The 22,734-nt window shown below is 69.0% G+C and carries 22 protein-coding genes and 2 pseudogenes; 10 read left to right on the top strand and 14 right to left on the bottom strand.

The features are described 5' to 3' along the window. Window positions 1-3: 3 nt before the first annotated feature. From VF106_RS00145 to VF106_RS00165, 6 genes and pseudogenes are all read right to left on the bottom strand, one after another. The gene (locus VF106_RS00145) at window positions 4-1,536 is read right to left on the bottom strand and encodes a glucuronyl esterase domain-containing protein (protein ID WP_330837427.1); all 1,533 of its coding nucleotides are present in this window, start codon (window positions 1,534-1,536) and stop codon (window positions 4-6) included. A gap of 227 nt (window positions 1,537-1,763) precedes the next feature. Continuing rightward, window positions 1,764-1,958, bottom strand: coding sequence for a hypothetical protein (locus VF106_RS00150; RefSeq protein ID WP_330837428.1), 195 nt, complete (start codon window positions 1,956-1,958; stop codon window positions 1,764-1,766). Window positions 1,959-2,067: 109 nt separating this feature from the next. Further along, complete coding sequence (locus VF106_RS00155; protein WP_330837429.1) at window positions 2,068-2,562, bottom strand: zinc-binding dehydrogenase; 495 nt, start codon at window positions 2,560-2,562, stop codon at window positions 2,068-2,070. A gap of 158 nt (window positions 2,563-2,720) precedes the next feature. After that, window positions 2,721-3,167: pseudogene (locus tag VF106_RS50770) on the bottom strand (alcohol dehydrogenase catalytic domain-containing protein); the annotation flags it as partial. Further along, complete coding sequence (locus tag VF106_RS00160; RefSeq protein ID WP_330837430.1) at window positions 3,160-4,167, bottom strand: zinc-dependent alcohol dehydrogenase; 1,008 nt, start codon at window positions 4,165-4,167, stop codon at window positions 3,160-3,162. The pseudogene VF106_RS50770 and the gene VF106_RS00160, both read right to left, overlap by 8 nt. Then, on the bottom strand, window positions 4,160-4,573 hold the full coding sequence (locus VF106_RS00165; protein ID WP_330837431.1) for a tautomerase family protein: 414 nt from the start codon (window positions 4,571-4,573) through the stop codon (window positions 4,160-4,162). Before VF106_RS00165 ends, VF106_RS00160 begins: the two co-directional genes overlap by 8 nt. A gap of 80 nt (window positions 4,574-4,653) precedes the next feature. On the opposite strand from VF106_RS00165, the gene VF106_RS00170 reads away from it, so the two are divergent. Together VF106_RS00170 and VF106_RS00175 are read left to right on the top strand one after the other, a co-directional pair. After that, window positions 4,654-5,220 carry a TetR/AcrR family transcriptional regulator gene (locus VF106_RS00170; protein WP_330837432.1) on the top strand — a complete coding sequence of 189 codons (567 nt, stop codon included), beginning with the start codon at window positions 4,654-4,656 and terminating at the stop codon, window positions 5,218-5,220. A gap of 450 nt (window positions 5,221-5,670) precedes the next feature. Continuing rightward, window positions 5,671-5,847 (top strand): annotated as a pseudogene (locus VF106_RS00175) (IS30 family transposase); the annotation flags it as partial. Window positions 5,848-5,933: 86 nt separating this feature from the next. Here VF106_RS00175 and VF106_RS00180 read toward each other — a convergent pair. Genes VF106_RS00180 through VF106_RS00190 form a run of 3 tightly spaced genes read right to left on the bottom strand, consistent with a single transcriptional unit; the run spans window position 5,934 to window position 8,648 of the window. Next, window positions 5,934-6,842 carry an extracellular catalytic domain type 1 short-chain-length polyhydroxyalkanoate depolymerase gene (locus tag VF106_RS00180; protein WP_330837433.1) on the bottom strand — a complete coding sequence of 303 codons (909 nt, stop codon included), beginning with the start codon at window positions 6,840-6,842 and terminating at the stop codon, window positions 5,934-5,936. Next, window positions 6,839-7,561 carry an SGNH/GDSL hydrolase family protein gene (locus VF106_RS00185; protein WP_330837434.1) on the bottom strand — a complete coding sequence of 241 codons (723 nt, stop codon included), beginning with the start codon at window positions 7,559-7,561 and terminating at the stop codon, window positions 6,839-6,841. The genes VF106_RS00180 and VF106_RS00185 overlap by 4 nt, the downstream gene beginning before the upstream one ends. Window positions 7,562-7,574: 13 nt before the next feature. Further along, on the bottom strand, window positions 7,575-8,648 hold the full coding sequence (locus VF106_RS00190) for a glycoside hydrolase family 62 protein (RefSeq protein ID WP_330837435.1): 1,074 nt from the start codon (window positions 8,646-8,648) through the stop codon (window positions 7,575-7,577). Window positions 8,649-9,036: 388 nt separating this feature from the next. Between VF106_RS00190 and VF106_RS00195 the strand changes: the two genes are divergently transcribed. Beyond that, entirely contained in the window at window positions 9,037-9,447 is a 411-nt protein-coding gene (locus VF106_RS00195) for a hypothetical protein (protein ID WP_330837436.1), read from the top strand. Between the two features lie 177 nt (window positions 9,448-9,624). Further along, on the top strand, window positions 9,625-10,311 hold the full coding sequence (locus tag VF106_RS00200; protein WP_330837437.1) for a polysaccharide deacetylase family protein: 687 nt from the start codon (window positions 9,625-9,627) through the stop codon (window positions 10,309-10,311). An 8-nt stretch (window positions 10,312-10,319) separates the two neighbouring features. On the opposite strand, the gene VF106_RS00205 is transcribed toward VF106_RS00200, so the two are convergent. From VF106_RS00205 to VF106_RS00220, 4 genes are all read right to left on the bottom strand, one after another. Beyond that, window positions 10,320-12,128, bottom strand: a complete 1,809-nt coding sequence (locus VF106_RS00205; protein ID WP_330837438.1) for an RICIN domain-containing protein — start codon at window positions 12,126-12,128, stop codon at window positions 10,320-10,322. Beyond that, the gene (locus tag VF106_RS00210; protein ID WP_330837439.1) at window positions 12,125-13,492 is read right to left on the bottom strand and encodes a glycoside hydrolase family 43 protein; all 1,368 of its coding nucleotides are present in this window, start codon (window positions 13,490-13,492) and stop codon (window positions 12,125-12,127) included. The genes VF106_RS00205 and VF106_RS00210 overlap by 4 nt, the downstream gene beginning before the upstream one ends. Before the next feature lie 124 nt (window positions 13,493-13,616). Further along, window positions 13,617-14,801 (bottom strand): MFS transporter, encoded by a 1,185-nt coding sequence (locus VF106_RS00215; RefSeq protein WP_330837440.1) that lies wholly within the window; start codon window positions 14,799-14,801, stop codon window positions 13,617-13,619. A 109-nt stretch (window positions 14,802-14,910) separates the two neighbouring features. After that, complete coding sequence (locus VF106_RS00220) at window positions 14,911-15,843, bottom strand: LysR family transcriptional regulator (RefSeq protein WP_330837441.1); 933 nt, start codon at window positions 15,841-15,843, stop codon at window positions 14,911-14,913. 85 nt (window positions 15,844-15,928) lie between these two features. Between VF106_RS00220 and VF106_RS00225 the strand changes: the two genes are divergently transcribed. Genes VF106_RS00225 through VF106_RS00245 form a run of 5 tightly spaced genes read left to right on the top strand, consistent with a single transcriptional unit; the run spans window position 15,929 to window position 21,039 of the window. After that, window positions 15,929-16,891, top strand: a complete 963-nt coding sequence (locus tag VF106_RS00225) for a cyclase family protein (RefSeq protein WP_330837442.1) — start codon at window positions 15,929-15,931, stop codon at window positions 16,889-16,891. A 19-nt stretch (window positions 16,892-16,910) separates the two neighbouring features. Next, window positions 16,911-18,041, top strand: a complete 1,131-nt coding sequence (locus tag VF106_RS00230; RefSeq protein WP_330837443.1) for an FAD-dependent oxidoreductase — start codon at window positions 16,911-16,913, stop codon at window positions 18,039-18,041. Between the two features lie 10 nt (window positions 18,042-18,051). Continuing rightward, the gene (locus VF106_RS00235; protein ID WP_330837444.1) at window positions 18,052-18,990 is read left to right on the top strand and encodes a VOC family protein; all 939 of its coding nucleotides are present in this window, start codon (window positions 18,052-18,054) and stop codon (window positions 18,988-18,990) included. Continuing rightward, window positions 18,990-19,886 (top strand): fumarylacetoacetate hydrolase family protein, encoded by an 897-nt coding sequence (locus VF106_RS00240; protein WP_330837445.1) that lies wholly within the window; start codon window positions 18,990-18,992, stop codon window positions 19,884-19,886. The genes VF106_RS00235 and VF106_RS00240 overlap by 1 nt, the downstream gene beginning before the upstream one ends. 10 nt (window positions 19,887-19,896) lie before the next feature. After that, window positions 19,897-21,039 (top strand): alpha/beta fold hydrolase, encoded by a 1,143-nt coding sequence (locus VF106_RS00245; protein WP_330837446.1) that lies wholly within the window; start codon window positions 19,897-19,899, stop codon window positions 21,037-21,039. Between the two features lie 39 nt (window positions 21,040-21,078). Here the strand turns inward: VF106_RS00245 and VF106_RS00250 are convergent, their stop codons facing one another. After that, window positions 21,079-21,795, bottom strand: coding sequence for an alpha/beta fold hydrolase (locus VF106_RS00250; RefSeq protein WP_330837447.1), 717 nt, complete (start codon window positions 21,793-21,795; stop codon window positions 21,079-21,081). A gap of 89 nt (window positions 21,796-21,884) precedes the next feature. Between VF106_RS00250 and VF106_RS00255 the strand changes: the two genes are divergently transcribed. Then, window positions 21,885-22,706: a PaaX family transcriptional regulator gene (locus VF106_RS00255; RefSeq protein ID WP_330837448.1), complete on the top strand. Its 822-nt coding sequence runs from the start codon at window positions 21,885-21,887 to the stop codon at window positions 22,704-22,706. Window positions 22,707-22,734 lie beyond the last annotated feature (28 nt).

Here is a 22,734-nt window from a genome sequence, read left to right on the forward strand (position 1 = left end):
TGATCAGGCCGTCGCGCAGGGGTTGTTGTTGAGGGTGAAGGAAGACGGCTCGGCGGTGGTGCCGGTGTGGGTCGCCTGGAAGCCGACCGTGACCTTGCCGCCGGGCGCGATCGTGCCGGTGTAGCTGACGTTCGTGGCCGTCACCGGGCCCGAGGCGGGGGAGTAGGTGGCGCCCCAGCCGCCGATGATCACTTGGCCGGAGGGTAGCGAGAACTGCAGCCGCCAGCCGTTGACGGCGCTGGTGCCGGTGTTGGTGATCGCGATGTTGGCGGTGAACCCGGTGTTCCAGGTGGTCGTGTCGTAGGCGACCCGGCAGGAGGTGGCCGGCGGGGGTGGTGGCGGTTCCTGTGGGCCACCGGACGGGATCGTCCACGGGATCGCGGCCGTGCTGTTCGGGTAGGGGACGTTGTCGAACGTACGGCTGACGGGAAGCCCGCGCAGGTACTTGTCGGCGAAGTCCATGATCGCGTTGTAGTCGTTGAGGTCAAGCTGGTGGCCGCCTGGCCGGTAGTTGACGCCGATCCGGTCGGGGGCGCCGAGGTACTGGTAGACCATCTTCGCCCCGCGGTAGGTGAGGCTCGTGCCCTGAGGATTCGTCCGGATGTCGGAGCCCTCGGTGCCGCTCGTGGTCAGCAGGAGGCGCGGCGCGATGAGCGCGGCGACCGAGTTCTGGTCGAACGGCAGCCGGTTCGCCTGCCCACGGAACGACGAGAACCGTGGTGTGAACCAGTACGCCGCGCCCAGGATGTCGTCGAGCGTTTCGTTGTTGCCGCCCTGCGCGAAGAAGAAGCGGTAGTTGCCCATGCCGGCGGTCCCGGACGAGCCGGGCACGGTCAACGCGATCCGCTGGTCGAAAGCACCGGCGACGACGGCCGCCTTGCCGTACCGGGAATAGCCGGACACCCCGACCCTGCTCGTGTCGATCTGCGGCACGGCTCTGAGCGCGTCGAGAGTGCGGTGCACACCCCACGCCCACGCCATCAGCACCCCGGTGTCCACATTGGAGCCATTGTGGAGCGTCCAGAACGCACCGGTCTTCGACGTGCTGTCGGCCGCGATGCTGTTGGGATCGATGCTGACCTCGGCATACCCGCGCGAGGTCGCGCTGGCGGCCAAAGGGTTCAGCATGATGATGGCGGGGAAGGGCCCGTTGCCACTGGGCAACCGCAGCGTCGCGTTGAACGACGCCGTCCTGCCGTTGGCCTGGACGGTCACCGTCAGCGTGTTGCCGTTGCGGACCCCGGTGACGCTCGTCGGCGCGGCCGGCAGGTGCCCGTATTCGTAGTACTGCGCCAGTTCACTCAGCTGGGCGCGGCGGCAGGACCATTCGTCGGGGCTGGTCATCCTTGTGCCGTCCCAGAACTTGAACGGGTCGGGCAGTTCGGTGACCGCCGGCAGGGCACCCGGCGCGGGCAGCGTCGAAGGCAAGGTCGTGCACGCGGCCCGGGCGGGCGATGGGGGAGCGGCGACGGCCACGGGGCCGGGCACGAAGACGAGGGCAGCGAGCACCACGGCGACGATTGCCTTGAGGCGCATGGGAGGCTCCTTCCCCTTTGAGGGAGTCCTCGGAATATTTCGGAAAATCTCGGGAGATATTATATGGGAGCGCTCCCAGATTATAACTGGTAACCAGCCGACTGTCTCGCCGTCAAGCGTCCCTGGGCTGTGCCGCGCGGATTGCCTTGACCTTTTCCTCGGTGAACACGCCGCTGTCGAGAAGAGAGAACACGGACAGCACTCCGCCGTTCGCGCCCCAGCTTCCCTCATCGATGACCCGGAAGTTTGACCCACCAGGTCGTGGCCGGCGTGGTGAGGCCGCAGGCCTTGGCCATCGCGGCGAGGACCCGTTCGATGACCGCCGTCCTGACCTCCTGTCGCCAGTCCCCGTCCATGACGGCGATGTCGATGACCATGACGTCGAGCCGTCCCGCGGTCGTGTTCACGGTGATCACGGTCATGCGATGCCTCCGGTGAAGTAGTCGCGGAGTTCGGCGTCGAACGCGTCGCGTCAGAAGGCGATCGTGGCGTCGATGTCTGTGGCCATGAGGTGGGTGTGGTGGAGGGAGATCACGGTGTGGCCTCGTTCAGGGGTGCGCGGTGCAGGACGAGCTTGGTGGTCCTCGCCTGGCAGGCGGTCGGGGCGTCCTCCCAGGGGGCGGTGCGGGTGGTGACCCGTTCGGCGGGAAAGCCGGTGCGGTCGAGGAAGTCCAGGAGGTCGGGGAGGACGGCGCGACTGTGGGAGACGCCGATGCGGAGGGTCGCGTCGGTGGCATACATGCGCATCAGGGGCACGCGGGTGCCGGTGGACAGGTAGTAGCCGACCGCGGTGCACACCCCGCCCGGCGCGAGGGACCGGATGGCGCGCCGGAGGCCGGCTGGGCGGGACGTTGCCTCGACGACCACGTCGTAACCGCTACGCGGTTGGCTTGTTGGGTGCGCGCCGAGGGACTCCGCGGTTTCGGGGTCGGCGTCGAGGTAGTGGACGGTCGTGGCGCCGTGGGCGGCGGCGAGCCCCGCGGCGTACAGGCCGATGCTCTTGGCGCCGCCGCCGAGGACGAGCACCCCCCGCCGGGGCGGGTCGTGAGGCCGGGTACGACGGCGCGCCAGGCGTCGGCGAGGTTGTCGCTCGCCGCCGCTGCCCGGGCCGGGGGGACGCCGGGTGGGACGGGCACGAGCATGTGTTCGGCGAACGGGACGCGGAGGATATCGCTGACCATGCCGCCCCACGGTCCACACGCCGACCCGAAGCCGTAGGCGGTGAGCGTGCCGGCCGCGGTGGTGGTGGCGCACTTGGCGGTCAGCCCGCGCGAGCAGGGCGGGCAGGTGCCGCACGAGACGGCCCATGGCACGACGACACGTTGCCCGATGCGGAGGCTGGTCACCGCTGGTCCCAACGCGACGATCTCGGCGACACATTCGTGACCGATGGCGAAAGGACCGCGGAAGGGCACCTTGCCACAGATGGCCGCGACGACCGGGTCGACCAGGCCGACGGCGATCCCGGCCTGCAGGGCGCGGGACACCGGGCGGTGAAGGGGGAGGGTGTCGCCGTCGCAGCGGCCCGCGAGGAACGGGCGGACCAGAGCGTCCCCCGGTTCCCGCACCTCGGGTGCCGGGCGCTCGTACCAGGCCAGCCGGCCACTGCGCACGAACCGCAGCTCACGCATCGCGCACGAAGACCGGCTTGAGGTGCCGTTCCGGTAGTGCCACGGGCAGTTGCGCCCAGTCGAACACGTCCGACACGACCCGTCCCGGCTCGACTTGGCCGGATCCCGCCAGCGCCAGGGCATCGGGGAGGTGGGCGCGCACGTTGTCGCGGGCGATGCGCATGGTGACCCCGGTCAGGTACATCTCCAGCAGGGGCAGCTCGCCCGGGCGGAAATGGTTGCCCGCGCTTTCGCAGAACCCTTCTGGGGCAAGGGATCGCAGCGCGAGAGTGAGCTGGTCCACCCGGCCGGTGGCCTCGACCGCGAGGTCGAACCCGTGGTGGATCGGCTCGATGGCCTCGGCGGTGCGGGCACCGTAGGTCTCGGCGAGCGCGCGGTGAGTCGGGTCCGGGTCGACGTACAGCACGTCCGCCGCGCCGAGTGCCTTCGCGATGTCGCAGACGTACAGGCCGATGCTGCCCCGCGCGATGACGAGCACCCGGACGTACGGCCTGGCCTTCAGGTGTGGGGCGACCAGCCGCCAGGCCAGCGGCCAGTTGTCGCTGGCCGAGGCCATCGCGACCGGGTCCAGCCCGGCGGGCAGCGGCACCAGCATCGCGTCGGCCCACGGGATCCGGACCAGGTCCGAGAACAGCCCACCCCACTCGCCGCCGATCGGCGCGCCGAACATCGCCATGTGCGGCACGGACGTGCAGTGCGTCGGCAGCCCGGCACGGCATCGCGCGCAGTCCCCGCACGAGATCGCCCACGGCACGACCACCAGGTCACCCGGCGTCACCCCGCGGACGGCGTCCCCGACGTCGACGACCCGCGCGACGCACTCGTGTCCGATGGGGAACGGCGGCGGGATCGGCCCGTGCCCGGCCAGGATCGACGAGTCGACGTCGCACGGCGTGGCCGCGACCGGCGCCACGACGGCTTCGCAGTCGGACCGCAGGACGGGGTCGGGCGCTTCACGCCACTCGACGGTCCGGCGGGCGACGTAGGTCAGCTCACGCATCTTTGGCCAGCTTGACCAGGTCGGCGTACCGGACGATCTGCCCGCCCGCGCCCCAGGTCCCGTCGGCCTGCTCGTGGATCAGCACCCACACCCGAAGCGCGTCGGCCTCGGGCAACCCGGCGGCCTTCAGCACCACCGCCGTCGCCTCCCGCACCAGACCGGCCTTGCGGCGGTCCGACAGCGCGCCCTGCGGCACGGTGACATCCACGCGGAAACGCGGCGCGTCGTCCTCGGCGGTGGCCTGCGCGCCCGAGGGCACCTCGTGCAGGTAGCTCCATGCCTGTGCCCGGAAGAACTCCGTGTCCGGGGCGCCTTCCCACCGCAGCAGCAGGGTGGCCAGCTCACGCTGCACGTCAGCCCGTCCCGCGTCCGTCAGCGCGCCTGCGGGCACCGTCAACTCGATCATGGGCATAGCGACTCCCTATAACGACTGTTATAACCAGGGGCACGCTATCCTATGACGAGTGTTATAGCCAAGGGGTGTGCATGACAGACTCGCGTCAGCAACTGGTCGCCGGGGCGGCCGACATGATCCGCCGGCGTGGGCGGGGCGCCACCAGCATCCGCGAGGTCGCCAAGCATTCCGGCACCCCGCTGGGTTCCACCTACCACTACTTTCCCGGCGGCAAGCACGAACTCGCCGCTGAGGCGGTCCGCTACGCGGCCGACACCGTGTCGGGCATCCTCGCCGCGAAACTGCGTGCTGGCCCGGTCGACGGACTCCAGGCTTTCTTCGCCCTGTGGCGCAACGTGATCACCGGCTCCGACTTTCAGGCCGGCTGCCCTGTCCTCGCCGTGTCCATCGAGGAGGCACCCTCCGACGACCCAGCCGTGACCGTCGCCGCCGAGGCGTTCACCGCCTGGTCCGCCCTACTCGCCGAATCCCTGCGACAGCACGGCGTCGACCCGGCCAGGGCCGACCACCTCGCCTCTCTCGTCGTCGCCGCCGCCGAAGGCGCCGTCGCCATGTGCCGCGCCCAGCGAACCACCGACGCCCTCGACCACGTCGCCGCCGAGCTGACCGCCCTGATCAGCGCCGTGACCGACCGCTGAGTGCTTGTCCCCGACCGTGTTCGCCGTCTCTCGGACGGCGGGAGGCCGACTGCGCCGGTCGGGCGGTTCGAGCCGGCGGCCATGCGATGAAGGCCCGTCCTTCACCACACCCACATTGAGGAAGGCTCCCTTCATCGCACCGCTTCGGCCGCCACCGCACTCCACCCGGCAACCAGACGCTCCGCGCTCGGCCCGCGCTCGGCCCGCTGCGCGGGCGAAGCCCGAGTCCGAGGTGGACCTCAGGCTGCTGCAGTCCTGAATTCGGCGCCCCGCGAAGCGGGCCCCTCGCCTTGATGCCGTGGAAGGGTGCGCTCCAGCGGCAGCCAGGCGAGGAAGGAGTCCTTCGCCACGCCCACGGTGAGGAAGGCTCGGCGGTTTCCAGCGGTCGTTGCAACACCCTCTGTGAGCTGGGAGTTTGTGATGGCTGAGCCGTTGAGTCGGGTGGTGCGGGTGCTCCGCCAGTACTTCCCCAAAGGCACCGACCTGTCCGTCCACAACGCCGAACACCTCACCGCCGTCGCCGCCGAACTCAACCAACGACCCCGACAAACACTGGGCTGGCTCACCCCAGCCCAATCACTCAACCGAGTACTCTGCGGACAATCCCCCGTTGCAACCACCGGTTGAACCCGCCCTCCCTTCATCGCATCGCCGGCAGTTACGGCGCGGTGCGGTTCGGAGGTCCGAACCGCACCGCATTGCCGCGGAACGGGTCAGGTGTTGAGGCCGAAGAAGGCGATGGCCCTGGCGGCCATGCCCGGCCTGGGTAGGTCATGCCCGCCGTTCTGGATGGAGATGCCCTCGACCTGGGCCATGGTGCCCGTGCCGCCGTAGCGGGTGCGGGTCCAGCCGGCCTGTGGGCTGTCGGTGAACGACGGGGTCTGGCTCAGCCCGGCGACGTTGGTCCACTGCTTGATCGCCTCCCCGAAGTTGGGGTAGCGCAGGATGGAGTCGTTGGTGCCGTGCCAGAGCTGCATTCTGGGCCGCGAACCGGTGTAGCCGGGGAACATCGCGCGGGCGGCGTCCCCCCACTGCTGCGCGGTCCTGATGATGCTCCCGTTGGAACAGTTGCTGTTCCACTCGTTCGGCGGCGTGGTCGCGAAGCAGGTCGCCGGGACGCCGGAGAACGCGGCGCCCGCCTTGAACACGTCCGGGTAGTCGCCGAGCAGGACGTTGGTCATCATCGCGCCCGACGACGCACCCGTGACGAAGACCCGGTTCCGGTCGCCGCCCCGGTTCTGGATCGCCCAGTCCACCATGGACTTGATGCCGACCGGGTCGCTGCCACCGTTTCGGCGCAAGGCTTGTTGCGTGTAGACGTCGAAGCACTTGCTGCTGCGGGTCACGGTCGGGTAGATCACCATGAACCCGTGCTGGTCGGCCAGACTCCTGAACTCGGTGCCACTGAAGAACCCCGGACCCGTGCCGCCGCAGTAGTGCACGGCCACCAGGATCGGCCGAGGGCTCACCACCCGGTCCGGCACGTAGATGTGCATCTGGAGGTTGCTCGGATTGTTGCCGAAGATCGTCACAGCCACCAGTGACGCCGCCGACGCCGACGGTGGCGCGACCAGGGCCAGGACGGCCGCGATCACGCATCCCAGGACGGTCTTTCGGATCATGCCGCTGCCCTCGTCGGGTTGCCGATGCTGCCGGGCACCGAGCGCAGTGCGTTGAACCAGGTCGCGGCCATCTTGTTGTAGCCGCCCGCGTTCGGGTGCACGCCGTCGATCAGGTCGGCGGTGGTGAGCGCGTTCGCCATGTTCACCAGGTGGACACGCTTGCCCTGGTTGACCTTGCTCTGCACGATGCCGGGTATCTGGGCGTTGAAGTTGCGGGCCGCGTTCTGCCAGCCGGCGTTGGCGAGCGGGATGATCGTCGCCACGAACACGTCCGCGTTGGGGGCGGTCGCCGTGATGTGATCGATCAAAGTGGACAGACGGCCCGGGGCGCCGCCCAGGTTGAAGTTCTGTATCACGTCGTTGGTGCCGATGTGCAGCAGTACCGAACGCGGGTTCGTCGCGCGGACCCAGCTCACGACGTTCGCGTCGATCTGTTCGATGCGCCAACCGGGATGGCCCTGATGGTCGTGATCACCCAGGTTGGCGGGGCCGTTGAACTGGTTGCCAACGAAGTCCACCCGGAACCGGCCGTTGGTGAAGCTCTGCCACAGCCCGATCCGATAGCCGCCGGGGACCTGTGTGCCGTGCGTGATGGAGTCGCCGAGGGGCATGACCCGGGTCCCGCCGTTGGACTCGGCGACCGCGGGGGCGGCCGTGCCGGCGAGTGCGAGGGTCGCGCCGAGGATGACGGCGGTGAGCGCACGAAGTGTTCTGTGCATCGCGGTGCCTCCTTCAGCAGTTGGAGTTGGTCTGGGTGAGCAGCCCGAGCCGCCAGGGCAGCCGGTTGTAGTCACCGCCGGACCCGGGAGCCAAACCCTGGTACAGGTACTGCATGCGACAGGAGTTGATCTCCATGGTCTGGTCGATCCCGGCGCGGATCATCTCGCCGTGGCTGATGTCCTGTGTCCACGCGTTGCCCGAGAACGTGACGTTGGTCGAGCGCGCGAACGGGTTGCTCTCGGTCGCGGCGAGGGGAGTCCAGTTGCCGGTGATGCCGTTCGCGGTCCATGACCGGAAGTAGCGCTTGCCGTTGCTGCCGATCGCCTCGATGACCAGCAGGTACTGGTTGGCGGTGCCCTGCACCTTGTAGATGTTGGACGCCTCCCACAGCGCGTACTTGTTCGAGTCCGACATGACCATCACGGTGTTGGTGAACCCGTTCGGGAAGTTCGCCACGGTGGTCTGCGCCCGGTAGAGGTGACCGTTGTCGTCGGAGGAGAACAGGTAGCAGTTCACGCTGTCGCAGACGACCCAGAAGTCCACCCAGTAGCCGCCGCCGATGTTCTGTTGGATGATCGCGGGCATCGAACTCTGAAAGTTTCGGGGCGCGGACCACGACTGCGGGTTGCTGATGTCCGTCGTGGTCGAGAAGGAGGGCAGGCCGGTCTGGTAGACCAGGTACCACCGGTTCTGCGGGGCGAAGTAGAACACCTGCGGCGCCGCCCGGTAGCCGGCGCCGATCGCCGAGCGGTCGAGGTAGTACTGCGGTGCGTTCGCCGCCTGCGACCAGTCCCCGAAGCTCGTGTACACCATGTTGTAGCCGCCAGCCGAGTTGGCGGTCGAGGCGAACACGTGCCAGTTGTTGTTGTGTCGCACCACGGTCGGGTCCTTGACCGCGAGGATGTTGTGCGTCGAGTCCGACTTCGGGCTGATCAGCACCCCGCTGGATGACCACCGGAAGCTCGTCGGCAGCGCCGACACCCCGACGTCGTCCGACGTCTGCGGCCGCGGTTCGGCGGCGGCAATCCCGCCACCCAGGAACAGAATGCTCGCGGCGAGCGCCGCGCACCAGCGTGCTACACGCATGAGAGTCCCATCGTCACCGTTGACGGACAGGCCGTACCGGCATTTCGGCACGGCCTGATTGGGCCGAAACTTTCGCTCTCCGAGCTAAAGTTTCACACAATGTAGCCACGTGATCGCAGTCCGGTCAACCGTCGAGTCCCATGATTTTGTGAGCGCTAACGTAATGTCGCGATCAATGTCGCGCGTGGCGCGTTCAAGGCTAAAACGCCAGGTAGCCGAGTTTTCCCGGGTCGACTTGAATCGTTCGAACGGTGTGCGTCGGCACGGGAACCTACGTGATGTGAGCGTGAACGTCTGTGTCTCCGATGATCGTGTCGCGGTGGGTGGGTGACACGATGGGGACGGCATTGACGATATGGATGGTGAGGGGCGAACCGGAGGAGTCGAGTTGGACGCGTTGTGGGGTCGGACCGATCAGCCCGCGGTTACCCGCGCCGCGCTCCTGAGCATGGTGACGGGCTTTGTCACGCTTGTCGGCTGTGCGCTTGTCGGCACCGTGCTCTTCGATCCGACGATCGCGGACTGGTTCTTTCCTGTCGTGTTGACGGTCGCCGTCACGCAGGTGACCGCGGCGGTCCTGTTGATCGCGGGTGGGGTGCGGCTGGCGAGGGGCGCCGGGCGCCGGATGTTCGTTGCCGGCAACGTGTTGCACGTGCTGCTCTGTGCGGCCTACGTCCTCCACGCGCTGGCCGTGGTGGCGAACAACTCCGCCGATCCGCCGTCCACGGTCGTGGCAATGGTCGTCGTCCCGATCGTCTTCGCCGCCCTGCCGGTCACCAGCCTGGTAATGGCGCGATAATTCGAAAGTTTCCGTAATTATCGTTCGGCCGACATTTCCGAAACATCTCCGAAACTCGTTGACATCTCCATGGAGTTGGATCAACACTGCTGGTATCCGCACGGGTCGAACCCCGCTGTCAGCCAATTCCCATGGCATTGCTCGAGCCGCGTCGTCGGCACGAGAAAGGACCCCGGAATGCGAACCAGCACACGCATGCCGAAACGCATCTTCGTCACGGGCCTGGCCCTCGCCCTCGCGGCGACCACCGTCGCGACCAACGCGGCCCCGGCCAGCGCCGCCGCCTGCAACGGGTACGTCGGGCTCACCTTCGACGACGGCCCGTCCAACGGCAACACCCCGGCCCTGCTCAACGCGCTTCGCCAGAGCGGACTACGTGCCACGATGTTCAACGAGGGCCAGTTCGCCGCCGCCGCGCCGGCCCAGGTCCGGGCGCAGGTGAGCGCCGGCATGTGGGTGGCCAACCACAGCTACTCCCACCCGCACATGACCCAACTGAGCGCGGCACAGATCGACTCGGAGATCTCCAGGACACAACAGGCCATCGCAGGAGCGGGCGGCGGCACACCGAGGCTCTTCCGTCCGCCCTACGGCGAGACCAACGCGACGGTACGGTCGGTCCTGGCCAGGTACGGCCTGACCCAGATCATCTGGGACGTCGACTCCGGGGACTGGAACAACGCCAGCGTCGACGCGATCGTGCAGGCCGTCGGCCGGCTGTCCAACGGCCAGATCATCCTCATGCACGAATGGCCGGCCAACACCCGCGCCGCGATCCCGCGCATCGCCCAGGTGCTGGCCAGCAAGAACCTGTGCGCAGGCATGATCTCCCCACAGACGGGCCGCGCGGTGGCCCCGAGCTGAGCCACGCCCTACAGCTGGCGGCGTTGCCACTGTTGGTTCGTGCCGGTGCCGCAGGTCCACTGTGTCACCTGGGCGCCGTCGGTGGTCGCGGCGTTCAGTACGTCCAGGCACTTGTTGCTGTGTCGTGCGATGAGTTGCAGGTAGCCGGTGCCGAGGTCCTGGACGCGCCACTGTTGGTTGGTGCCCGAGTTGCAGGTCCACTGGACCACGCGGGCGCCGTCGGCGGTGGACGCGCCGTTGACGTCCAGGCACTTGCCGCTGTTGACGCTCACCACGTTGTAGTAGCCGCCGCCGGCGTCTCGGAACTGCCATTGTTGGTTGGTCTGGCCGTTGGCGGTCCACTGCACCGCGTTGGCGTCGTCGGTGGTCGCCGCGTTGAAGACGTCCAGCAGCTTGCCGCTGTGCCGGGCGGTGAGGGTGTAGCGGGCGGGTGGCGGCACCGTGGTCTGAGGACTCAGGCGGTAGAGGCCGGCGCCGTGGGCGGGGATCGTGCGGGTGAAGGTTCCGCTCACCGTGCCGAGGTTGGCTCCGGACCACAGGTCGGTGACGGTCGCCGAGCCGATGCCGAGATCCGCCAGGTTCACCGAGACCGCGGCCGCGGCGCTTTCCCTGTTGAACAGGGCCACGTACCGGTTGTTGCCGCCCGGCACGTCGGCGGTCCACACCGGACGGTTGCCGCCGGTCAGCTGTCGGTTGTTGGTGCTGTTCTGGTCGACGGCGAGCACGGCCGCGTTGGTCATCAGTGCCAGGTCGGCGGGCCGGTTCTCGACGAGGTTGCCGCCCCACATCAGCGGCGACCGGGTGATCGACCACAGTGTCATCATGGTGCGTTGCTCGTCGGCGGTCAGGTTCGAGTAGCGCGGCGCGCCGACCGGCCCGAACTTGGACAGCCTGCCGATCGGGATCATGTCCGGGTCCGGCCAGGCACCCGTGGTCCGGTACGGCGTCCAGTCCCGCAGCACCTCGAAGAGCGCGTTGAGGCTCGACCAGTTGTCCCACAGGTCGTTGACGGTCCGCCACATGTGCGCGTTCGCCTGGACGTGCGTGCCCGCCGACAGTGGGGTGGGGCCGGGGGAGAGGCTGAGCACCATCGGCCGCCCGCTGCGTTCGATCGCGGTCCGGTAGCCCTCGACCTCGGCCTGCCGGTAGGTGGGCGCGGCGATGTCGTCGACCTTGACGTAGTCGACACCCCAGCTGGCCAACAGTTGGAACACCGAGTCCAGGTACGCCTGCGCGCACGTGTTGGACATGTTCAGGCCCCACATCAGGTTGAGCCAGGCCGCGGTGGTGCTGTTGTTGATCTGGTTGGCGCGGCACGAGGTGCCGAGGATCGGCACGTTGTCCGCCACCGCCTGGCGCGGGATCCCGCGCATCAGGTGCACCCCGAACTTCAGCCCCTGGGCGTGGACGTAGTCGGCGAGCGGCCGGAACCCGTTGCCCCCCGCCGCGGACGGGAAGCGGGTGGTGTCCGGCAGCAGCCGCCCGTTGCCGTCCATGCGCAGCCGCGGCTGGAGGTTGGTGTCCTGGTTGGGGCTGTTGTTGTGCCGACCCGGGTAGTACCAGGCCCAGTCGATGACGATGTACTGCCAGCCGTGCTGTCGCAGGTTGTCCCGCATGTAGTCGGCGTTGGCCCGCACGTCGGCCTCGGTCACGCTCCAGTTGAACGAGTCGTAGCTGTTCCAACCCATCGGCGGGGTGTTCGCCACCCCGTTGTTCCACGCGTCCGCCTGCTGCTTGCTCGTGCCCATCAAACCCCCGCAGACCAGCACGAGAACCAGGGCGAGAACCATGGCACGGCGGCGTTTCAGCGCGTTCATGAGGCGATCCGGAAGGTCGCGTCCTGCCGCTCGGTGCTCGTGCTGATCGGGTCGATGCGGAGGAGGAAGTCGAAGTGCCTCAGGTAGCGGGTCGGGTTGTTGTACGAGCGGAACGACGACCAGGCGGCGTCGGCGAGGCCCGCGACGCGGTAGAACGTGGCGTCGCCGCGGAAGGCCGACGTGTTGTCGTTCGGATCGAGCCGGATCGCGAAGTCGAAGTGCCGCAGGTAGTTGCCGGGGAAGTTCACCGACTCGAACGAGACCCCGGCGGAGTCGGCGAGGCCGGGCACCATGCGCCACAGTTGGTCCTGGAACGGGTCGAACGGGTACGCGTCGACGCGGCCAACGCGGTTCGCGTGCCGGACGAAGCGGTCCGGGAAGTTCGAGGACTTGAGCCGCACCCAGTTCGGCGTGCCCCACCGGGCGACGATCGCGTTGTACTCGGCGTCGGTGATGCCGACCATCGAGCCGTGTTTGGCGTTCAGCGGCGGGGTGTAGTCACGCTGGTTCATGACGGACCACGAGCCAGAGGTGATGTTGCTCGAGGACCAGGCGTAGTAGTCGTTGTTGACGGGGCTGAACGAGTCGCCCCACAGCCGCCATCCGCCCTCGTTGGTCTTCAGCAACAACGGCGCCTCGATGGCGTTGCCCTGCCGCAGCCCGCCGGTGTAGGTGGTGAAGCTGCCCGGCGCGCCGGTGGTGGACCGGGCGCCGAAGAGGTTCCCGTTCGAGAGGTTCTTGTAGTACAGATAGGTCGTGGCGCCGTCCACGACGATGTCGCCGTCCAGGACGCCGAAGCCGGGGCTGAAGAACACCTGCGGGCCGCTGACGGTCCGGAAGTCGGTCGTGTAGTTCACCATGAACACGTCGCTGCCGTTGTTGGCGGAGTAGACGATGCCGTACTGTCCCCGCGCGGCGTCCCAGAAGACCGTCGGCGCCCAGGTGTGGGTGTTGAGCGTGTGCATCCGGATCCGGCGGTAGCCGGTGAAGCCGGTCAGGTTCGTCGAGTCCCACACGTGCAGGAACTGGCTGTTCTTGCTGAAGTCGGTACCCCGCAGGTCGGTGGCGACGACCACGAACGTGCCGTCCTGTTTGCGGAACACGAAGGGATCGCGCAGTCCCAGATCGCCGGCGGTCGGGGTGACGACCGGATTGTTCTGGTTCAGCGGAGTCCAGTTGAGACCGTCCCGGCTGACCGCGAGGTGTAGCCCGTAGTCGGCACCCACCATCTGCGGCGACTCGGTGAAGTAGGTCATGAGGTAGGCCGTGTTCGCCGCCGCGGCCGCGACCCGAGGGGCGGTCGTCAGACCGGCGGCGGTGAACGCGGACACTACGCCCGCGAGCGCGAAGGTACGTCTGTCCATAGCCACGATGCGACCCTGCTTTCGTGACCCCCTACGGAATGTGAACGATAACATTCAGAGGGTGTGCAAGCAAGGGTCCGTGTGGGGCAACCGCTAACCTAGGTTGTTCGCGCTCACAAGCTGGTCAGACGGGTTGATCCACTGCCGCTTCGACCCGCACGCCTGCCTGCCGGTACCGGATCGCCGCGGCGAGGACGAGCGTGGCGATCGCGACGACGAACAGGGCGGTGGACAGGCCGCCGGTGGCGCCGGCCAGAGCGAGGATCGCGAGTGGACAGACGAACTGACCGATGAACATCGCGGAGGTCCACACACCGGTGCCGCGGCCGCGTTGCGCGAAGGACAGGTTGCCCAGCGCCCAGGTGAGCAGGGCCGGGAGCATCAGGCCGTTGCCCAGGCCGGCGACGACGGCGCCAAGGACCGCGACCGGCACCGACGGCGCCAGTGCGAGCCCGAGGATGCCGAGCCCGGAGAGCGTGAACGCAGCCGGGACGGTGACGGCCGGACCGAGCCGGGCCACCCGGGCGAACAGGAAGGCCGCGACGGCCGTGGCGAGGGAACCGATGGCACTGACCAGACCGATGGTGGCCGTGGACGTGACGCCGATGCCGTCGAGCACATAGGACAGTTCGACGATGAGGACGTAGAAGACGAGACCGCCGGCGAGGGTGACGGCGACCGGGACGAGGAAGTCGCGCCACGGCAGGGGCGGGAGCTTCTCGTGGACGCGCTGCGGCGGTTGCCAGATCAGGCGGGCCGCGGCGAACGCGAGTGGCAGGCTGACCGCGTACAGCCAGAACGGGGTACGCCAGCCGGTCGAGCCGAGCAGGCCGCCGACGGCGAAGAAGATCGTCGCGGACACGGTGGTGTAGACGGTCTGCAGGCCGAAGTACTTCTCCCGCCTGGAGCCGTGGAAGTAGTCGGCGAGCAGTGTCGTGCAGCAGGTCATGATCGCGGCCTCTGTGATGCCGACCAGGACCCGGCTCGCGACGATCAGGGGCAGCGACGGCAACCACAGCGGGGCCGTGCCGACGAAGGCGTACACGACGAGCGCGCCGACGAGGAGGCGTTTGCGGCCGAGCCGGTCGACGATGCGGCCGGCGATCGTCGCGGTGAGACCGATGACCAGTGCCGGCACGGTGAGCACGACGGGAGTGAGGGTGGCGACGCCGGGAGTGCCGGCGAAGGCCTCCTGGATCCGTGGCAGGACCGGCGCGAGCAGGACCGCGCCCAGTACCGCCAGGCAGCTGGCGAGCAGGAGGACGATGGCTTGCGGGGTGCCCGCCGGCCGGCCGGTGGCCGGGTCCACGGGAGTGACTGGGGGAGCGTCCGACACTGGCTTCTCCGATGACGTCCGGCGCCGGTCCTCGACGACCGGCGTGCCTGGAAGTGTCGGCGCGGTGTGGTGCGAGCGGAAATCACTTCTGCCGAAGCGGCGTATCGACAGCACCGATGGCGACGGCACGCACGACCAGGTCCCGCAGGTAGCGGTGCTCAGGATCGTCGTCGTACATCGGGTGCCACCACATGGCCTCCACCAGCGGGCCGACCTCGAAGGGGCACGGGAGAGCCCGTACCCCGAGCCCGTGGGGAATCAGGTCGACCAGGCGCTTCTGCAGCAGCGCGACCCGGTTGGTGCCCGCGACGAGTGCGGGCACGGTCAGGAACGTCTCGGTCACGACCTGCACGTGCGGCTCGATCCCCAGCATGCGCATCTGTCGCGCGGCCGGTGTCGACGCGGTGGGCCCGTGGTAGGTCACGACCCACGGCATGGTCTCGAGCTGTTCGGCGGTCAGCGACTCACCGACCCCGGGGTTGTCGGCGGCGACCAGGCACACCCATTCGTCGAGGTAGAGGTCGTGGTGGGACAGGTCCTCCACGAACCCGTGCGGGATGACGAGCAGGTCGACGTTGACGAGCACCTGGGCTGCCGCGTCGACCATCTTGGGCGTGTTGGCGGGGAACCGCAGCCGGGTGCCCGGCGCCTCCGCCGCGAGCAGTCCGGCGATGTTCGGGCCGAGCACGGCGATCGCGTAGTCGCTCATGAGCAGGGAGAACTCGCGGGTGGACGACGCGGGGTCGAAGTCGGGCTCGGCCGCGAACACCCGCTCGGCGCCGGAGAGCGCGACCCGCACGCGTTCCTTGAGCTGCACCGCGAGTGGCGTGAGCCGGTACTGGTTCCCCGCCCGCGCGAGCAGTTCGTCGTGGAAGTGGCGCCGCAACCGGCTCAGCTGGGCCGACACCGCGGGCTGGCTGAGCCCCATCTGCTCGGCCGCGCGCGTCACGCTGCGCTCCTGCAGCAGCGCGTCGAGCGCCACCAGCAGGTTCAGATCCAGCCGTGCGAGGTTCACAAGCGGTCAGAGTATCAATACGGCTGATACCGAGCATAGGTGATTTCGGCTTCCCTGATGTCGCGGGACGGCAGACAGTGACACGGTGGACCGAACCGATCCCGAGGGCGCGATCGCGGCGGCGGCCAAGCGGTGCTCCAACTGGGGCCGCTGGGGCGCCGACGACGTGCTCGGCACACTGAACTTCCTCGACGAGGCGAAACGCCAAGAGGGCGCCGCACTCGTACGCAGGGGCGCGAGTTTCTCGCTGGCGCAACGCTTCGACATGAACGGTCCGCAGAAGGGCTGGCGGCGGCGCACCAACCCCGTGCACACCATGCTCGACACGGGCACCGACGCCGAGCGCGGCACGCAGGGCTTCCCGCACGGCATCGGCGGTGCGGACGACGTGATCGCGATGCCGTTGCAGGCCTCGACGCAGTGGGACGGCCTCGGGCACATCTTCGACCACGGTATGGCCTACAACGGCCGGCGCGCGGGCGACGTCGTGACCAGCGAGGGTGACCGGCTCACCGGCATCGAGACCACGGCCGGGCTGATCGCGGGCCGGGGTGTGCTGCTCGACGTCGGTCGTGTGTTCGGTGTGGGCGGTGAGCTGCCGGACGGGTTCGCGATCACCGCCGACCACCTGGAGGCCACGATCGCCGCGCACGGCGAGACCGCGCGTGTCGGCCGGGGTGACCTGCTCATGGTGCGCACCGGACGGCTCGCGCGGGCACGGCGTGAAGGCTGGGGCGACTACGCCGGCGGCGACTCGCCGGGCCTGTCGTTCTCCACAGTGGACTGGCTGCACGGCAGCGAGATCGCCGGGGTCGCGACCGACACGTGGGGTGTCGAGGTGCGGCCCAACGAGTTCGACAACGCGTTCCAGCCACTGCACCAGGTGGCCATTCCGCACATCGGTCTGTTCCTCGGTGAGATGTGGGACCTCGACGCGCTCGCCGCGGACTGTGTCGCCGACGGGCGTTACGAGTTCTGGCTGACCGCCGCCCCGCTTCCGGTGACCGGTGCGGTCGGCGCGCCGGTCGCACCCATCGCCGTCAAGTAACCGGACAAGGGAGTCCATCATGCCCGCGGTCAACAACGTTCTGGTGGTCGGCGGCGGCCTCGCCGGCACGGCCACGGCGATCCTGCTCGCGCAGCGCGGTGTCGCGGTCGACCTCGTCGAGGTCAAGCCGGACATCGCCGCCATCGGCTCCGGAATCACCTTGCAGGGCAACGCTCTGCGTGAGTTACGGCGGCTCGGGGTGTGGGAACGGGCCAGGGCGGAGGGCTTCCCGTTCGACTGCCTCGGGCTGCGTGCCCCGGACCCCGCCGGCACGCTGCTGTTCGAGATCCCCGATGTGCGCAGCGGCGGCCCGGACCTGCCGGCCACGATGGGCATGCCTCGGCCGGCGCTGGCCAGGGTTCTCCTGGACCGAGCGACCGAGACCGGTGTGAAGACCCGTTTCGGCGTTGCCCCGACAGGTCTGGCGCAGGACGCCGGCGGGGTGGACGTCACGTTCACCGGCGGCTCGACCGGCCGCTACGACCTCGTGGTCGGCGCCGACGGCATCCGCTCGACGACCCGCCAGCTGGTCGGCATCGAGTTGGAGATCCGGTCGACCGGGATGGGGATCTGGCGGGCGTTCGGGCCGCGGCCGGCGTCGGTGACCCACACGGACCTGTACTACGGCGGCCCCTGCTACATCGCCGGCTACACCCCGACGGGCACGAACTCGCTCTACGCCTACATCGTCGAGGACGTCACGGACCACAGTGGACTGGCGGCCGAGCAGCGGCTCGCGACGATGCGTGAGCTGTCCGCCGCCTACCACGGGCCGTGGGACGAGATCCGGCCGACGCTGACCGACCCGAGCCGGATCAACTACACCCGGTTCGAGACACATGTCCTGCCGCCGCCCTGGAACCGTGGTCGGGTCGTGCTCATCGGCGACGCGGCGCACTCCTGCCCACCCACCCTCGCGCAGGGCGGCGCACAGGCGCTGGAGGACGCCGCGGTGCTGGCCGAACTGCTGCTCGCCCGCGACAGCCTCGACGACGACCTGTGGAACACGTTCACCGCCCGCCGCTACGACCGCGCCAGAACCGTTGTGGAGGCGTCGAACCAGGTCGGCCAGTGGCTGCTCGACCACGTGCAGGGCGACGTGCCAGGCCTCGTCCGACGCATCGGCGACCTCGTATCCCAACCAGCCTGAAAGAAAAGCCGTGACAGAACGTCTGATCACCCACCTGCGACACATCGACCTCGCCGTGCCGGATCTCGCGCGGCAGCAGGACTTCTTCACCGGCGTGTGGGGACTGACCGAGGAGCACGGCGACACCGGGATCTCGTTCCTGGCCGCCGAGGGCTCGCCGGAGCAGTACGTGGTGCGGTTGCGCCAGGCCGCGGACAAGCGGATCGACCTGATCGCGTTCGGCGCCGCCACGCCCGCCGACGTCGACACCCTCGCCGCCCGGCTGGCCATCGCCGGGGTGACGCTCGTGCACGAACCACGCGCACTCGTGACCCCGGGTGGTGGCTACGGGTTCCGGTTCTTCGACAACGAGGGCCGGACCGTCGAGGTCAGTGCCGACGTCACGGTCCGGCGGCACCGCCGGGTCGAGGAGGGCGAATCCGTCCCGGTGCGACTGTCGCATGTGGTCATCAACTCCGCCGACCCAGAGGCCACCCGCGCGTTCTACGAGCGGCACCTCGGGTTCCGGCTGTCCGACACGCTTATGCACCCACGCATGGGCGAGATGATGTGGTTCCTGCGGATCAACGCATGGCACCACAGCCTCGCGATCGCCCGCGGCCCGCACCCGTCGCTGCACCACGCGTCGTTCGAGATGCGGGGCATCGACGAGTACATGCGCGGCACCGGCCGGCTCCTACGGGCCGGGGTGGAGAAGATCTGGGGCCCCGGCCGGCACATGGCCGGCAACAACACCTTCAGCTACTTCCTCGACCCGCACGGCAACACCGTCGAGTACACCACCGAGCTGGAAGAGGTCGACGAGGACACCTGGCACCCGCACCTCTACGACTTCAGCCAACCCGAGGTGTCCGACCAGTGGGGCACCGCCAACGCGATGAACGAGTTCGTCGCGAAGAAGTCGTTCAACGACCCCGACAAGGGCCTGTTCGTGGCCCCGCCGGTCTGATGCGCCTCGCCACCTACGAGTACCTGGGCGCCGTACGCGCGGGCGTGGTCGGGCCGGAGGGCATCCACGCCTTTCCGCGCGGAGTGACCGTGCTCGACCTCGTCCGGTCCGGCCTGCCGGCGGCGCTCGACGCGGGCGCCTCGGTCCTGAATGGAACGGCCGTGCCGCTCGACCGGGTGCGACTGCTACCACCGCTCGAACCGCCGACAGTGCGGGACTTCGTCGCGTTCCAGAGGCACGTCGAGGGCATGGTGGCCCCCGGGTCGGTGCCACCGGAGTGGTTCGAGGCGCCCACGTTCTACTTCACCAACCCGTACGCCCTCGTCGGCGCACACGACGACGTGGCGATCCCGCCCAACTCGCGGTTGTTCGACTTCGAGCTGGAGGTCGCCGCGGTGGCGGGCCCCGACGCGATCTTCGGCTACACGATCTTCAACGACTGGTCGGCCCGTGACCTCCAACGCCGCGAGATGAAGGTCCAGCTGGGACCCGCCAAAGGCAAGGACTCGGCCACCACACTCGGGCCATGGCTCGTCACCGCCGACGAGTTCACCGTGGACGGTGACGGCTTCCTCGACCTGGACATGCGCGTGTCCGTCAACGGCGTCGAGATCGGTCACGACCGGCTGTCCAACATGGGCTGGCCCTTCGAGGAACTCCTCGCCTACGCCGCCCGAGGCACCCAGGTCCGTGCTGGCGACGTGCTCGGCTCAGGCACCTGCGGCAACGGCGGCTGCCTCGCCGAACTGTGGGGCCGCCGGGGGAAGCAGGACCCACCGCCACTGAAGCCAGGCGACGTCGTGGAAATGACCGTCGAGGGCATCGGCACCATCCGCAACACCGTCGTGGCCGGCCAGGACCTGCCGCCGGTGCGCCCGGCCCGCCCCAGAACCTGAGAGGAACCCCGTGTTCGAGTACTTCCCCGGCAACTACGTCTGGAACCTCGGCGTCGTCGCCACCCTCAACAGTGGCGGCCTCATCGACGAGGTCGACCGCGCCTGCCGCCCCATCCGCGAGGCCGCCACGCGCGGCGAGGACGCCGGCACCCCGGACTTCCTGCGTGCGTGGTCGACACTGACCGACCAGCTCGTCAGCCAGGCCGAGGAAGCCGAGAAGGCCGGCCACACCCGCACGGCCGGGCAGCTGTACGCGCGTGCCACCAACTACCTGTCCCAGGCCGAGCGGCTGCAGAGCGCCTCCGCGCCGGAGCGGCTCGACACCTACCGCCGCGTCCTCGAACTCCAGCAGAAAGCCTTCGATCTCAAGGATCCCGGCATCACCCGGGTGGCGATCCCGTACGAGGGCACGACTCTGCCCGCGTACTTCAGCTCGGCCGGCTACCGCGCCCCCGTGATGATCATGTGGAACGGTCTGGACTCCACAAAGGAGCACATGTACTCCTCCGGCCACTGGGAAGAGCTGGCCGCCCGCGGCATCTCCTGTCTCATGGTCGACTGCCCCGGCTCCGGTGAGGCGCTGAGGCTGCAGGGACTGACCGCCCGCGTCGACACCGAGGCATGGGCCGCCGCGTGCGTGGACTACCTCGAGTCCCGCGACGACGTCGACCACGACCGGATCGGGCTCGTCGGGTGGTCGCTCGGCGGCTACTACGCCCCGCGGGCCGCCGCGTTCGAGAAGCGTCTCGCACTCGTGGTCGCGTGGGGCGCCAACCACGACTGGGGTGCCGTGCAACGCCGCCGCCTCGAACGCGAGGGCGAGCGGCCGGTGCCGCACTACTGGGAGCACGTGCTGTGGGTGTGGGGCCATGACAACCTCGACACCTTCGTCGACTTCGCGGACGCGGTGTGCCTGGACGGGGTGGTCGAGCACATCACGGTGCCGTTCCTGATCTGCCACGGCGAGAACGACCGGCAGATCCCCGTCTCCTACGCACACCGCTCCCACGAGCAGGCCACCAGCAGCCCCAACCGCCAACTGCGGATCTTCACGGCCGAGGAGGGCGCGACCGAGCACATCGGACTCGACCACCTGCCCCACACGAGCACCTACATCGCGGACTGGGTCGCCGATGTCCTCGGCATCCGGTAGCGCTGTGACCGAACAGGTGTTCGCTGGCACGGGGTGGCGTCAGGCCTTGAGCAGTGCCTCCGCCAGTGCGGCGGGTTGGGTGAAGCTCGCCTCGTGGCTTCCCGGCACCGGTTGGATCGGCACGCCGAGCCGGTCGGCGAAGCGGTGCCACCCGTACTCGCCCGGCGGGAGCGAGATGTCCTCCTCGCCCAGCAGGTAGGCCACGGGCACGCCCAGTGCGGCGGCGTCGAGCGGGGCGACGGTCTCGGTGAAGTACTGCATGGGTTGGGGGACCAGCAGGTCATGGAGCAGCCGGGCGACCGGTTCTGGCGCGTCGCCGATGAAGGCCTCCTGCCATACCTCGAACGGCAGGGTGACGCTGTTGTTGCCGGACGCCTCGGCCAGCGCCGTGAACAGGTCCTGGTAGGGCGGTGGCACCTCGTCGAACAGGGACCGGCCTTCCGCGGGCACGAACGCGCCCCAGTAGACGAGCTTGCGCAGCCGGCCGGCCAGTCGCGGGGCCGCCCCGGTGATCACATAGCCACCCCAGCTGTGCCCGACGAGGGTGATGTCGCGCAGGTCGTTCTCCTCGACGGTGCGTACGACGGAGTCGACGACGTCGGCCAGGCTGTGTTCGGTCGGGTCCGCGCCGTCCGCCAGGCCCGGCAGAGTGGGGGTGAGAACTCGGTGGCCGGCCGCGCGGAGGTGTTCGGCCACCGGGCGCCAGGTCCACCCACCGTGCCAGGCGCCGGTGATCAGGACGAACGTTTCGGGCATCGTGGACTCCTCACTACATCGTGGCCTCAGCGAGTATGATGCGTTAGCTGCACGGTCGTCAATGAGGTGAAACATTACGGAGGTGTTCGGTGAAGGCGCGGTCACTGGTGTTCGACCTCTTCGGTGACTACCTGCGTTACCGGGGCGGTGAGGCCAGGCTGCGCGGTCTCATCTCACTGATGGCGTGCTTCGACGTGCCGGAGGCGACGGTTCGCGTGGTGATGACGCGCCTGCGCAAGGAGGGCTGGCTGGCCAGCCGCCGTGACGGCCGGGAGACGGTGTACTCGCTGACCGACACCTCGTGGGCGCTGCTCGACGAGGGCCGGGACCGCATCTTCAAGCGGGCGCGGGGGCCGTGGGACGGGAACTGGCACATGGTCATCTACTCGGTCCCGGAGACCGAGCGCGCCCTGCGGGAACAGCTGCGCAAGAAGCTGGCTTGGTTCGGGTTCGGGCCGCTGTCCGCCGCGGTGTGGCTCAGCCCGCACGACCGAGGGCAGCAGGTGTGCGAGGCCTTCGCGGGCGAGCCGTCCGTGCGGCTTGACGTGTTCCGGTCGCGCTCCGGCGGCATGGCGGCCGACCGGGACATCGCCTCGCGCGCCTGGGACCTCGCCGGCCTCGACCGCGACTACGCCGAGCTGCTCGAGGTCTACCGCCCGCGGCTGCGCGCCTACCGGTCCGGCGAGCGCACCGGCGCCGACGCGCTCGTGGAGCGCATGACGCTGATCCACGACTACCGCCACTTCCCCTTCCGCGACCCGGACCTGCCGCCCGAGCTGCTGCCGGAGGGCTGGCTCGGCAGGCAGGCGCACGAGATCTTCCTCGAGGCCCACGGCCTGCTGCGCGACCCCGCGGAGTCCTATGTGGACGAGCTGCTCGGCAGTGCGGCGGTTGATCAGGAGGCTGGCTGACGGATATGTGTCATCTACTAGACGGTCG

The organism is Actinophytocola sp. (assembly GCF_036378875.1).
Taxonomy (GTDB): Bacteria; Actinomycetota; Actinomycetes; order Mycobacteriales; family Pseudonocardiaceae; genus Actinophytocola.